Consider the following 12,469-nt stretch of genomic DNA (forward strand, 5'->3'; position numbering starts at 1 on the left):
CCTCTCACCTTAAACCATCTTCAGCCTGCCTCATCAATCATCAGCATGCTGCTACTAATGGCCTGTGGTAGCCAGAGACTCAGCTTGCCAAGCAGGTCAGCGGCCTCCATTTCGCTTTGCTTAAGTGCCTCTGGCCAGAAGGCTGACGGGTCTAGGGTCGTATCGTTCAGGCACCGAAATATCGCTGCCTGCCATGGCGTCAGTCGGGCGACATTCAGGCGGTACTGATGACGGAAAACCAGCAAGGCGCAGGGCTCGTTTGCGGGTAACGGCACCGTCGATGGAGGTGCTTCGGTGGTCGTGATGGCCTCATCCAGTGCGTCTTCCTGACTTGCCAGCGTTTGAAAATAGCTGAGCAGATCAAACTCACTTTCGATCAGTTGCGAAGTGGATGGGCAGGCCAGCGCAGGCCAGGTAAACCAGTTAAGTTCAGGCAGGCAATTGCGCTGTGACTCCAGCCCTGAAGCTCGAAGGCTAACCGCCTGCGCCCGCTCCAGCCGGGCAATTTCCTCGGGAATCGATAGCCTGATCTGCTCAGCGGGCGGTAGCGCGGAGCAGGCAGGGCGCGTATCGGCAAGGTACTGGGCAAACCCTTCACCCAGTTCATGCAGGCTGTAATGCCGCGAAGGGAATCGTGCCAGAAAACCCAGGGCAAAGAGGCGAAAGATACGCTCGCCAAAATGACGATGCAGTACCGGAAATTCGGCCTTTAGGCATTCCAGCAGACGCAGTCGGTAGCCGTCCTGATAGATGCCAAGCCGAGCACTGGCGTCAAACTGCTCAGTACTTTCAATCATTCGCTGCCAACTGCCCTTCAGCAGCTGCGCTTCCTGCGGATTCGCCCCTGTACGGCGGCCAAGAAGGATTTCCTGCAACAGCCAGAATTGTTGCTCATTGAGGGAGGCATTCATCAGGCGCTGGCCTCCCACAGAGTGAAGGAGGAAGCCTCGATACCTGCTGCAATCGGTGTCGATAGCTGGCTGCCTTCGCTGGCCGTGGCGGTCCTGCGCTTCGGAATACGACCCGCCATCACGTCACGTGCCAGATACAATTCCTCCACAAGATCAGGGAAGTCCGGAATGTTGGCATCCCATTCCAGCAGGGTGGACACGGGGCGGTCGCAATGAGCCAGTAACGCCTGATAAAGCTCCCACACCGGCGTTGGCACTGGTTGGTCATGGGTGTCGATAAGATGACTGCCCATGTCCGTTGGGCCTGCGATATGGCACTGCACAATCGCCTCTGCTGGTAGCGCATGAAGGTACTCAAGGCGGTCAAAGCCGAGATTAACGCTGCTGACATGGATGTTGTTAACGTCTACCAGTAACAGGCAGCCGCTGCGTTTGACCAGCTCGGCGAGAAACTCCCATTCCGGGTAGTCATTGCGGCTAAAGGCCAGATAACTGCTGGGGTTTTCCAGCACCAATGGCCGTCCAAGCATCTCCTGGACCTGATCGATACGCTCTAAGGTGTGAGTCAGGCTCTCATGGGTCAGTGGCATGGGTAGCAGGTCATGGCTGTTAAGCCCCTGAATTCCTGTCCAGCACAGATGATCGGAAATCCAGGCCGGTGAAAGACTATCCGCCAGCGCTCTGAGCTTTTTCAGGTAATCCCGGTTCAGTGGATCGGTTGAGCCAATCGACAGAGATACGCCGTGCAGCACCACAGGAAAGTGCTCGCGCAGTCGAAACAGGAAATCACGGGCATAGCCCTGATGGTCCAGCACGTTTTCGGTGATGGCCTCAAACCAGTCAACACCAGCCAGCTCAGGGGATAAGTGCTTCTCAAGGTACGGTAAATGGCAGGAGCGTAATCCTGCGCCGAGTCCCAGACTGGCTAGGGCAGGGGTTTTGGAGGTGAATACGTTGCTCATTGCGTCTCATCGTCGGCGAGGGATCAAAAGGCCAGTAAGGACTGGCCTTAAGAAGTCTCAGGCGTGGTGATCGCCTGAGAAAGGAGGGTGCGCTGATCAGGTTGAAGGCGGGAAGGCCAGACGCAAGTCAGAAGGAGCAGGCTTCTTCGGCAGCTTCGCTTCTTCCATGCCCTGGGCCTTCAGCACCGTGGTGTAGGCATCCCAGGCGACATCAAACACCGGCTGAGCACGGCTGAAGGTAAGTTCATTGGGAAGCTTTTTCGAGTCCTCGTTGACGGTCAGTTCGTACATCGCCATTGAGCCTGATTTCGGATAAAGCTGTGAGGCTGAAATCGGCACGGCACAGCCGCCCAGCGTATTACAGGCGTTATCTGCCGGAGGTGAGTAAAGGCTACTGGTCGAGGTTGATGCGCCACAGCCACTGGACGCTCCGCAACCACTGGCGCCACCGCCGGTGCTTTGTACAAAGCCGCAACCACCTTCGCCTTTACAGGCATTCGAGCCGCGACAGGTATGGAAGACTTCCTTTGAGGCGCAAACGTCAAGATCCTGTCCGGGAGAATTAAAAGCCATGCCCTGACAGGCGTGGTAAAGGTAGTCGCGTTTGGATGCCGGCTCACGGGGATATTCTCCCAATGACAGGTCTGGCGCTTTACCAAAGACCGCCCAGCAAATGGAGACGCGGTCGCCGGAACCAGCCATGGACGGGTAGGGGAAGGTGACCTTTTCGTTCGACCAGAACTCATCCAGTACGGTCGTGATACCGGCAATGGCGCCCGCGGCGACATGACTCATTTCTGCAAAGCTGGTGTCGCCTGCTGTCTTGAGATTGTTCAGTGCAGTTGCGACCGCCTCAGGCGTGGGCAGCACGTCCTGATTAGGGTTGCTGGCATAATCGGCCGTCGCCAGCAGATCTGCCGTCCAAGTGTTGTTATTGCTGTGCCAGTCGACCCAGGTGGTGATTTCACCCGATACCAGCAGACCTTTGACTTGCTGGAAGCGGTCGTAATGATCAACCACGCCACCAAAGAAGCGGGCATGGGCGCTTGATGAGACGGGGAGTGGCTGGCCCAGTTCGTCGTATTCAACGTAGTCCTGCTTGAGCGCTTCATAGTTGGGCTGATAGTTCTGCTGAACCGGTGCTCCCAGCAATCCCGCAGGCGGTGCCTGCTCAGGCTTAACTTTCATGGTCGCACCTTCGCCCTGATCGGTGATGGCATTCATCAGCTGGTAGACCTGCTGTTTGGCCTCGGCGCTGGTGGTCGCATCCACGACGGTTTTCATGCAGGGGAATTCTGCCAGCGGGTGTCCGCCTTTCGGATCTTCTGTATTGAAGAGGTCGCGTTGCAGGGAAGTCGATGAATAAAGCACATCAAAGAGGGCAATGGTGTTGTCTTTGATGAGGCCGGCTTGCTCGAACTGGCTGCGCGCACTTTCTGGCAGATCATCCAGGCTGTAGGAAATATTCAGGTAAGCCGCAAGGCATTCGTACATGGTGGCGATGGTGCCAAACTGGGGCAGCTCGGCTTCGGTCTTGGCTGCAGACCAGTCTTTGAAAGGAACGGCACCCAGGACGCCATCTTCCTGAGTGGCAATGTACTTGTGACGTGCATCCGCTTTGATACGGCTGGCCAGAACATCGGAAGGCTCTTCGATCAGCAGGGATAGGTTGATGCTGTTGGTGTTCAGTGCCCCCAGCGCTACCTTGATCTGACTGTATTCGCCACCCTTAAGATCGGTGATATCCAGAATATGGGGAATGGTGGTTTTGTCCGGGCCGTAACAAGTCCAGCCATTTTGTTCATTCACCAGCAGCGGAGAGGTAAAGCTTGGGGTTAATTGCTGGCTGGTCAGCGCTTTATTAGAAGCGTTAAATAAATCCTCTTTGTTATAGGATTTGCCAAGAGCATTAAAGATATTGGCTGCCATCTGCAAATGCAGCATTTCCTGAATAAAGACACTGAAATAGAGATTGCATGCCTGCTGATTTGCCGTTTGTGGATTAGGCGTTGGGCTAATTCCTGGCCAGCGTCGACCAAAATAAAGCCCCTTTTCTTTATTAGCTGACTTTTCTGTAATGCTATGCATTCCTTCAATGGAATAAAGCGTCGTCATATAGAGCGGAATGGTAAACAGCTCTACGTTGACAGCTGCCTGCGCCAGACAATGCACAGCATTGATGTCTTCTGCCAGCTGGAGCACAGAGCGGTTATGAAGTTGGTTATTGTGTTCAGCGTGAAAAGCGGCCAAGCGACGAAAATCCATTCAGTGTCACCTCAAAGCTAAAAAGTACAGGTTTATGATTGTTTTCCGATCAATGTCATGGAATTGCAGTAATTTTTTCCGTATAGGGGCTGCAAATTTCAGAACGTTTTCGACTATAGATCACTTTTTTTTTATAAATCAAATTAAAATAACCAAGGGTTTTTAAAGTGAAAGTATTCGCTCATTTTTAACGAATAATTGAAAGGAATCAGGCGTTAATGGGAAATGTTTATGAGTGCTGAATGAAAGGATTTTTTAAAAACGGCGTAACTAATGAGGGTTCAGTTACGCCAATGCCCCTCACAGTGAAGAGGAGGTGGCAGTTCTCGGGCTGTCTTGAGAATTTCAGGGAGAAGAGCTGGCACCTCGCCGTTCGCAATAAAGCGTTCAGCGGTTTTCGGTTGACCTTACCCTTACGGCAGCCTTTAGCTTCGCTGGTAACGTGATAAGTAACTATTCAAGTAAGGACGCAAGGCATGAAACGTCGCCAGTTTCTCTTCTCGACGCTGACATTATCGGTGGCCGGAGTGATGGGGGTCTCCCTTCCGGGTAGGACTCTGGCCGCGGATGCTGGCGCCGTTGGGCAGCCACTACCCGTGCCACCGCAGCTTAAAGCCAATGATCAGGGAAAAATTGTCCTCAAAGCCCAGTCTGGCCAAAGCTATTTTACGGATAAGCCCACCACCACCTTCGGCTATAACGGCAGTCTTCTTGGCCCTGCGCTGAAATTTAAACGGGGCGAAACGGTCAGGCTGCGGGTGGAAAATGCCCTTGAAGAAGAGACGACCTTTCATCTGCACGGTTTGGCAATTGAAGGCGGGGCCGATGGTGGCCCTCACGCCATGATGGCCCCCGGTGATGCCTGGGAAACCGAGTTTGTGGTTGATCAGCCAGCCGCTACCTGCTGGTATCACCCGCATTCACACGGACGCAATGGCTATCAGGTCGCTATGGGGCTGGCGGGGCTGGTGGTCATTGAGGATGACGATACCGCCTCGCTGGCTTTGCCTTCCCGCTGGGGCGTCGACGATATCCCGCTGGTGATTCAGGACAAACGCCTGAATGACAACGCCGAGATCGACTATCAACTGGATGTGATGACGGCTGCGGTTGGCTGGTTTGGGGACCTGCCACTGGTAAACGGGGTGAAGTCTCCAGTGCATCAGGCGCCCAAAGGCTGGGTGCGCCTGCGCTTGCTGAATGGCAGCAATGCCCGCAGCTTGCGTCTTGGGCTGTCGGATCAGTCGCCCATGCAGGTTATCGCCAGTGATGGCGGGCTGCTGCCCACACCGGTGGCGCTGACTGAGCTGACCCTGATGCCGGGTGAGCGTTTTGAAGTCATGGTTAATCTCAGCTCATCTCTTGCCTTGCAATCCTTGCCTGTGGATCAGATGGGAATGACGCTTGAGCCCTTTGACCAGCCGTTCCCGCTGGTGACCTTGCAGGTGGATAACCGCATACCGGTCTCGAAGGCGAAACTGCCCACCCATCTGACGAGTATACCCGCGCTGCCGGATACGGATGCGCTGGCCAGGATTCCTGAGCGTCACTTCCAGCTCTCGATGAATCCGATGCTGGATCATCAGGGCATGATGGCCTTGATGGAGCGCTTCGGTCATAAGGCGATGGGATCGATGCCCATGGATAGTGCCATGGATGGTGCTATGGAAGGCGGAATGGATATGGGCAGCATGAAGTCGGCAGCTCTGGATCTCTCCAAAGGCAACCTTATCAATGGCCGCGCCTTTGCTATGAACCGGATTGATGCCTCGGTTCCTCAGGGACAATACGAGCGCTGGGTGATTTCCGGCAAAGGCGACATGATGCTGCATCCTTTCCATATTCACGGGCTGCAGTTTCGCATCCTTAGTGAGAACGGCAAGGCGCCGGCGGCGCATCGCTCAGGATGGAAAGACATGGTGCGCGTGGAAGGTGGCGTGAGTGAAGTACTGGTGAAGTTTGATCATGAAGCCACGGCGAAGCAGCCCTATATGGCTCACTGCCATCTGCTCGAGCACGAAGATACCGGCATGATGATGGCCTTTACCGTGGCGTAGTGGGCGCTCAGGCGGAGGTCAGCGGTTTGTGCCTGGCCGAATACTCGGCAGCGATCGCTGCACTGATCTCGGCAATCACGGCGCTACAGGCATCCCAATCGCTTTTGGCTTGGGTGATGTAAACGCTCAGCAGCAAGGGCTTCTGACCCGGCGGCCAGAGGATGGCGACATCGTTGGCGGTGCCATTATCGCCGCTACCGGTTTTATCGCCCACTTGCCAGGTGTTCGGTACCCCTTTGCGAATACGGCTGGCGCCGGTGGTGTTATCGCGTAGCCATTGGCCAAGCTGTTGCTGGCTTTCTTTGGAAAGCACGTCGCCCAGGAGCAGCCGCTGCAGGTTGGACGTCATCGCCTCAGGCGTTGTGGTGTCTCGCGGGTCGTTGTCGATGGCTGTGTTCAGTGCGGTTTCCCAGCGGTCCAGTCGTGAGACATCATCCCCGATGCTGCGGGCAAAATCCGTCACCGCTTGTGGGCCGCCTAGCTGACCAATAATCAGATTGGCCGCCGTATTGTCGCTGTAGGTCATGGCAGCATGGCAAATCTCGCCAAGGCTCATGCCGTCAGGTTTACCCGCGAAGGCTTTGGAAATAGGGGAGTAGTTCACCACATCCTGCTGACTAAAGCTCAGGCGCTGCGACAGCGAAAGCGTGCCCTCATCCACTCGCTGCAAAATGGCGCCACAGGCCAGCACTTTAAACGTGCTGCACATGGAGAATCGCTCGCTGCCACGATGGCTCCAGCCCATGCCAGTACCTGTATCGAAGAGGCTCACACCAATTTTTCCCTGCAGCTTTCGTTCACCATTGCGTACCGCCTCGGCCAGGCTTGTTTGCTCTGCTGCCAGTGTGAGTGGAGAGAGCGTTCCCCCGGATAAAGCTGCCAATATCAATAAACTGCTGTGACCAAGAAACTGTCGGCGACTCGATGGCATGAGGTGACTCCTGATAGTTAATCTAGGGCTTTGAGTTAAGGGCTAATACAGGGAGTACTTGACGAATCGCGTAAGTACAATGGCATATCCCCGATAAATACTGCCTTGGCCAAGGAGTAAGAGGATTCTAGAGATGTGCGTAGGGTTCAGGCAAAGTATCTTATTTTGCCTCTGGCATTAGTTTATTTAGGGGCTGAGGGGCTGAGGGGCTGAGGGGCTGAGGGGATGGGGTTGATAAGGAGTTCTGTATGCAGCGTCCGCATTTGCCGTTAAAAGCGCTGTTAGCGTTTGAAGCTGCGGCCCGCCATTTAAGTTTTACGCTGGCCGCACAGGAAATGAATGTGACACAGGCGGCGGTGAGCCATCAGGTCAAGGCGCTGGAGGAGCGCCTGGGCGTGTCGCTGTTTCGCAGGCTTTCCCGCGGGCTGGCCCTGACGCCGGAAGGTGAAGCCCTGCTGCCAAGCCTTCGGCGCTCATTTGACACCATGGCTCACTCCCTGCGCCAAGTCAGTGAAAGCCAGGGAAAACAGCCACTCGCGGTCGGTGTCGTCGGCACCTTTGCCACAGGCTGGTTACTGCCAAAGTTGGCGGATTTTTATCAGCAGTTTCCGTGGGTCGATCTGCGGTTATCGACCCATAACAATCGCGTCAATCTGGCGGAAGAAGGGCTGGATCTCGCTGTGCGCTTTGGTGATGGCGCCTGGCACGGCACGCTGGCTGAACCTTTGATGCCATCGCCTCTCACTCCGTTATGTACGCCACCGATGGCCGCGCAGCTCAATACAGTGGGGGATTTACTGCGCTGCCAGCTATTACGCTCCTATCGGGAAGAAGAATGGAGCGAGTGGTTCACCGCCGCCGGCTTGCCCGGTGCCTTGCCGCTGCGAAGCCCTATTCAGTTTGATTCCTCCCTCACCATGATGGAAGCCGCGCGGCAAGGCATCGGCGTGGCGCTGGCGCCGGTTGCGATGTTTCAAACTTGGGTCGAAGCAGGGTGGGTGTGTCAGCCTTTCTCAGCACATGTGGCGATGGGGCGTTACTGGCTAACGCGGCTTCGCCATCGGGACGAAACCGCGGCGATGCGGGCTTTCAGCGAATGGCTGCAGTTGTCGATGGATAAAGAGTCTGCATGAGAGGCGAAAGAGGAAGCGTTACTTCCTCGGACGCACACCGCTGATGGCTTCTGCGGTCATTGGGTCTTCCGGCCAGTAGTGTTTGGGATAGCGTCCTTTCAGGTCTTTTTTGACCTCAAAGTAGGTGTTTTTCCAGAAGTTATGTAAATCCCGCGTGACCTGAATGGGCCTGCGTGCAGGGGAGAGTAAATGCACCAGTACAGGCAGCTGGCCGTTCAATAGCCGCGGGGTTTCCAGCTGGCCGAACAGTTCCTGCAAACGTGCCGCCAGTACCGGCTCATCGCCACTGTAATCCAGCGTGATATTGCTGCCACTTGGCACTTCAAGGCTCAGGGGCAGCAGCGCATTCACTTGCTGCACCTTGTCCCATCCCAGAATACTTTGCGCCAGCGTCGACAGGCTTAACTCCGTTAAACCGCCAAGGCGAGTAATGGTGTTCATGTAAGGCTGCAGCCAGTCTTCCAGTGTGGCCTCCAGAGCTTCGGCAGAATATTCCGGCCATGAGGTCTGTTTATCCCGCGGCAGAAACTTCAGCCGGTCCAGCAAAGGCACTAGCTGCGGCATCACATTTAACAGCCCTTGCTGGCGGATGGCCTCCAGTAAGGCAGCGGTACGTTGCTCGGTGGTTGGTGCCGGGCCTGCTTTGCTTTCCAGCACTAACTGACCAAGACGACGTTGCTGTAAAACTTCCGGCTTTTGCAGGCTGGCGTTCCACTGCGGGTGCAGTTGCCAGTCGAGCGTTGTGGGGAAGCAGGTGTTGATCTGTTCAAGGGTTAAGGCGGCGGCGTTATAAATGCGTTTGCCGTCCGCGTCGAGAATCACCAGCCAGGGCGCATGGGCGAGATCGGATTCACTGGCGATACTCAGGCGTTGTCCGCCGCTGGTGGCGAAGGTGCCAAGGCTGACCTGTTTGCCGATACGATCAGGAAAGGCCTGTGCCAGCAGGGCGGCAATGTCGGTGCTATTGAGGGTGTTGTGGATAGTGTTGGCAGCGCTGATGTGGCGCTTCTTCGCCCACAGATCGACTTGCCGGTTGAGGCGTTGATTGAGCGGTAAACGTGAATTGGCCAACTGCGCTAATGCCTCGGCGGCATCCTGGTGTTGCGGCAGGCGTTCAGACTCCTGCAACCAGGCGGCGAGCCATAACGCTCCGCGAGCGCAGGCGTCTTGAGCAGATTCTGGTTGCATGGCCATGGCGCGGGCCGACATGCCAAGGCTGGCGCAGAGTTTGGCTTTGCCGCTGGGTTGGCCTTCCTCGGTCAGTAGACCAAGCTGCTTCAGTAGTCGTTCGGCTTGTAACCAGGCTCCCTGAGGCGGTGGTGTCAGCCAGCGCAGGCTTTGGTGATCCTGCACACCCCAGAGGCGCAGTTCCAGCAGCAAGTCGGCAAGATCAGTGCTGCGAATCTCCGGCGTGCTGGCGGGAGCCAGTGCCGCATGGGGTTGCCAGAGTCGATAGCACACACCGGGGCCAAGTCGGCCGGCACGACCACGACGCTGATCCGCGCTGGCCTGCGAGACCTGACGGGTTTCCAGTCGGGTAAAGCCGGAGCGGGCATCAAAGCTTGGTTCGCGGCTAAGCCCTGCATCAATCACGATGCGCACGTCTTCAACCGTCAGGCTCGACTCCGCCAGTGAGGTGCTGAGCACAACCTTGCGGCGACCTTGAGCATCGGGTGCCAGCGCCGCCTGCTGCTCGGCCAGCGTGAGCCCGCCATATAAGGGCTGAAGGCTGATATTAGCCACCACGCTTAAGGCGTCACTGGCGCGACGGATTTCCCGAAGCCCCGGTAAAAACACCAGAATGTCGCCACTGGCAGCCGCTAATGCGGTTTCGACTGCTTCCCGAATTTGCTGCTCAAGCGGCGTGTTCTTATCCCCCGGCAGGTAGTGCGTAGTGACCGGATACTGGCGGCCTTCGCTTTCCACCAGCGGTGTGTCATCACCCAGTAATGCCAGTAGCGGCTTGGCTTCCAGCGTGGCGGACATGACCAGCAATTTCAGATCATCACGCAGGCCATCCTGCGTATCCATGAGGAGTGCGAGGCCTAAGTCGCTTTGCAGCGCGCGTTCGTGAAATTCATCGAAAATCACCATGCCGACGCCTTCCAGCATCGGGTCATCCTGCAACATGCGCGTCAGCACGCCCTGAGTGACGACTTCGATTTGCGTGGCCGCGCTGACCTTGCTCTCCATACGCACGCGATAGCCCACGCGTTGCCCGACGCTTTCGCCCAGTTGCTCGGCCATAAAGGTAGCCGCCAGACGCGCCGCCACACGGCGCGGTTCCAGCATCAGGATTTTCTGTCCGCTAAGCCATGGCGCATCGAGCAGCGCCAGCGGGACACGCGTGGTTTTACCCGCGCCGGGAGCGGCAATCAGGACGCTGCGAGAGTGTGTATTTATTGCCTCAAGCAGTGCAGGCAGAACGGAGTTGATGGGGAGTTCAGGCGTTGAGGTCACAAGGCGGTTCCGGTGGCGCGGTCGGTGAAGGTCAGGATGAATTATCCTGATCGAGACAGGCTTTGTCGTGCTTTCTGCTCAGTATGTCGCCGAAGTGTGAGCCTCAACAGCGCAAGTGTAAAAAACCGATCTAGACTTAACTCAGGGGTTGCTGAAAGTGAAGGTGAGGAAGTCTTCAGTGACCGCCTGATAGCCATGCGGGTTATTGAGTTGAGGAAGAGATCATGCAGGCACAAATCATCAGTTATGACGAGTTCGCCAAACGCAAACGTCTGCAGGAGCGTGAAAAACGAACCCGCTCCATGCGTGCCCGCTTCGCTAAAGCCATGGGCATGGAATTGAATGCGAGAAAAAAACGCACACCTTGGTTTTAATAAGGAGATTGGGGTTGCTGTCTTGTCGGCTGACAGCGCAAATCCTAAGGTGATTCTCTTCGATATGTGAACAGAGAGCAGGGTCACCTGACAGAAGCTTATGTCTACGCTGGCTGCCGACTTAATCTATCCACTGGTGAATGGGCTTGTCCGTTTACCCCTGTGGAGTAGCGCTCAGGCGCGCCAACAGCTTCGGCTTAAAGGTCTGGCTTGGTGTGCCTGCCGTGGACATGTACGGGCGCAAAGCCAATACGGACATTTTCTGTATTTTCGCGGACGCAGCTCAGAGCAGCGTCATCAGGGAGTGCAGTTTATTATTGCGGCGGCTCAGGCTGGCGATGTGAACTCCCAATATCAGGCAGCGCTGTTACTCGAGCAGGGCAGTGATGCACTGGAGATGAACACCGCTGCGGCGATTCACTGGTATCAACAAGCCGGTGAACAAGGGCATGTGCAGTCCGTGCGTCGGCTCATTCAGATTTACAGCAAGGGTGAGCTGGGCGTGAATGTTGATGGTCAGCAGGCCCGTTACTGGATGGCGAAAGACCAGCGCCATGAGTTGGCTTCCTGAGCCTGCTGATCGACCTCTCTACTTCTTTTTTATTTCCTTTCCTTATGCAGCGCTGTCCTTAGGCTGCCTTCAGACAACTTCAATTATCAGAGTGCCATGCCAGAAGGCCGGGCAAGGTCATGGGCAATCGACTGGTAGTGCTTGATCAGGTGCAGGTTGGTCGGCAGTGGCCAGTCAAACTCGGCAGGGAAGAGCTTCAGATCGCTTTCTGCCAATGGTAGCAAGTAACGGTCTTCATATTCCAAATGCTTTTGCTGTGCCGTAATCCAGAAGTGAAGACGTGCGAGTAATTCTGTGCTGGTTAGCGTATCGCTTCGTTCAATCCCTTCCAGAATGCGACGCAGCTCATCGGACTGGTTCTCCAGTGCCTGATGGTCTTCATGCAGCTGTCGATAGAGTTTTCCCATTGACGGGTTATGGCTGGCGAGATGGCTCATCAGCTGGTCTTCCAGTGGATGGTGGTAGCGCTCGGCATAGTCGCCGATGTAGTCGAGGGTTTCTTTTACGAGCGTCAGGCTGAGTTCGCCACGGTTAAGGTGCTCTTCCAGCAGGTGAAGCATGCTGTAGAGATGAAGGTGGTCCTGCTTGAGTTGGTAGATAACGTCCATCGCATTTCCTCCTCTAAGGTGGTTAAAAACCAGCCTAGAGCAGTCAGGATGACAGCGTTATGACATGGATCAATCCGGCCGAAATTCACATGGCGATGAATTTTTACGGAAGGCCAAATAGCCGTAAAAAAGAAACCCCACGCACTGCAATCGTATTGCAGCACCGTGGGGCTGAAAGCGCTGCCAGCAATTTTTGA

11 protein-coding genes are annotated in these 12,469 nt (G+C 55.7%); 5 read left to right on the forward strand and 6 right to left on the reverse strand.

Going from position 1 to position 12,469, the window contains the following annotated elements; all coding sequences use genetic code 11:
- Window positions 1-20 precede the first annotated feature (20 nt).
- The 3 genes from ACKC9G_RS05120 to ACKC9G_RS05130 form a co-directional block, all read right to left on the reverse strand.
- Window positions 21-911, reverse strand: coding sequence for a putative DNA-binding domain-containing protein (locus tag ACKC9G_RS05120; RefSeq protein WP_411403858.1), 891 nt, complete (start codon window positions 909-911; stop codon window positions 21-23).
- On the reverse strand, window positions 911-1,873 hold the full coding sequence (locus ACKC9G_RS05125; RefSeq protein ID WP_411403859.1) for a DUF692 domain-containing protein: 963 nt from the start codon (window positions 1,871-1,873) through the stop codon (window positions 911-913). Before ACKC9G_RS05125 ends, ACKC9G_RS05120 begins: the two co-directional genes overlap by 1 nt.
- Before the next feature lie 96 nt (window positions 1,874-1,969).
- Window positions 1,970-4,138, reverse strand: coding sequence for a ferritin-like domain-containing protein (locus ACKC9G_RS05130; RefSeq protein ID WP_411403860.1), 2,169 nt, complete (start codon window positions 4,136-4,138; stop codon window positions 1,970-1,972).
- A 476-nt stretch (window positions 4,139-4,614) separates the two neighbouring features.
- Here ACKC9G_RS05130 and cueO point away from each other — a divergent pair, with 476 nt between their 5' ends.
- Complete coding sequence (gene cueO, locus ACKC9G_RS05135; RefSeq protein ID WP_411403861.1) at window positions 4,615-6,195, forward strand: multicopper oxidase CueO; 1,581 nt, start codon at window positions 4,615-4,617, stop codon at window positions 6,193-6,195.
- A gap of 7 nt (window positions 6,196-6,202) precedes the next feature.
- On the opposite strand, the gene bla is transcribed toward cueO, so the two are convergent.
- Window positions 6,203-7,126, reverse strand: a complete 924-nt coding sequence (gene bla / locus ACKC9G_RS05140; protein WP_411403862.1) for a class A beta-lactamase — start codon at window positions 7,124-7,126, stop codon at window positions 6,203-6,205.
- A gap of 248 nt (window positions 7,127-7,374) precedes the next feature.
- On the opposite strand from bla, the gene ACKC9G_RS05145 reads away from it, so the two are divergent.
- Complete coding sequence (locus tag ACKC9G_RS05145; protein WP_411403863.1) at window positions 7,375-8,259, forward strand: LysR family transcriptional regulator; 885 nt, start codon at window positions 7,375-7,377, stop codon at window positions 8,257-8,259.
- An 18-nt stretch (window positions 8,260-8,277) separates the two neighbouring features.
- Here the strand turns inward: ACKC9G_RS05145 and hrpB are convergent, their stop codons facing one another.
- On the reverse strand, window positions 8,278-10,719 hold the full coding sequence (hrpB, locus tag ACKC9G_RS05150) for an ATP-dependent helicase HrpB (protein WP_411403864.1): 2,442 nt from the start codon (window positions 10,717-10,719) through the stop codon (window positions 8,278-8,280).
- Between the two features lie 224 nt (window positions 10,720-10,943).
- Here hrpB and ACKC9G_RS05155 point away from each other — a divergent pair, with 224 nt between their 5' ends.
- Entirely contained in the window at window positions 10,944-11,093 is a 150-nt protein-coding gene (locus ACKC9G_RS05155) for a hypothetical protein (RefSeq protein ID WP_411403865.1), read from the forward strand.
- A gap of 100 nt (window positions 11,094-11,193) precedes the next feature.
- Window positions 11,194-11,664 (forward strand): tetratricopeptide repeat protein, encoded by a 471-nt coding sequence (locus ACKC9G_RS05160; protein WP_411403866.1) that lies wholly within the window; start codon window positions 11,194-11,196, stop codon window positions 11,662-11,664.
- Between the two features lie 86 nt (window positions 11,665-11,750).
- On the opposite strand, the gene ACKC9G_RS05165 is transcribed toward ACKC9G_RS05160, so the two are convergent.
- Entirely contained in the window at window positions 11,751-12,272 is a 522-nt protein-coding gene (locus ACKC9G_RS05165; RefSeq protein ID WP_411403867.1) for a hemerythrin domain-containing protein, read from the reverse strand.
- Between the two features lie 59 nt (window positions 12,273-12,331).
- Here ACKC9G_RS05165 and ACKC9G_RS05170 point away from each other — a divergent pair, with 59 nt between their 5' ends.
- The gene (locus ACKC9G_RS05170) at window positions 12,332-12,469 is read left to right on the forward strand and encodes a hypothetical protein (RefSeq protein ID WP_411403868.1); all 138 of its coding nucleotides are present in this window, start codon (window positions 12,332-12,334) and stop codon (window positions 12,467-12,469) included.

Source organism: Pokkaliibacter sp. CJK22405 (assembly GCF_046614695.1).
GTDB lineage: Bacteria > Pseudomonadota > Gammaproteobacteria > Pseudomonadales > Balneatricaceae > Pokkaliibacter.

What these genes read in the sequence shown, in the direction of transcription:
- ACKC9G_RS05120 (WP_411403858.1), bottom strand. Translation starts at nt 911, where the DNA reads ATGAATGCCTCCCTCAATGAGCAACAATTCTGGCTGTTGCAGGAAATC.
- ACKC9G_RS05125 (WP_411403859.1), bottom strand. Translation starts at nt 1,873, where the DNA reads ATGAGCAACGTATTCACCTCCAAAACCCCTGCCCTAGCCAGTCTGGGA.
- ACKC9G_RS05130 (WP_411403860.1), bottom strand. Translation starts at nt 4,138, where the DNA reads ATGGATTTTCGTCGCTTGGCCGCTTTTCACGCTGAACACAATAACCAA.
- cueO (WP_411403861.1), top strand. Translation starts at nt 4,615, where the DNA reads ATGAAACGTCGCCAGTTTCTCTTCTCGACGCTGACATTATCGGTGGCC.
- bla (WP_411403862.1), bottom strand. Translation starts at nt 7,126, where the DNA reads ATGCCATCGAGTCGCCGACAGTTTCTTGGTCACAGCAGTTTATTGATA.
- ACKC9G_RS05145 (WP_411403863.1), top strand. Translation starts at nt 7,375, where the DNA reads ATGCAGCGTCCGCATTTGCCGTTAAAAGCGCTGTTAGCGTTTGAAGCT.
- ACKC9G_RS05155 (WP_411403865.1), top strand. Translation starts at nt 10,944, where the DNA reads ATGCAGGCACAAATCATCAGTTATGACGAGTTCGCCAAACGCAAACGT.
- ACKC9G_RS05160 (WP_411403866.1), top strand. Translation starts at nt 11,194, where the DNA reads ATGTCTACGCTGGCTGCCGACTTAATCTATCCACTGGTGAATGGGCTT.
- ACKC9G_RS05165 (WP_411403867.1), bottom strand. Translation starts at nt 12,272, where the DNA reads ATGGACGTTATCTACCAACTCAAGCAGGACCACCTTCATCTCTACAGC.
- ACKC9G_RS05170 (WP_411403868.1), top strand. Translation starts at nt 12,332, where the DNA reads ATGACATGGATCAATCCGGCCGAAATTCACATGGCGATGAATTTTTAC.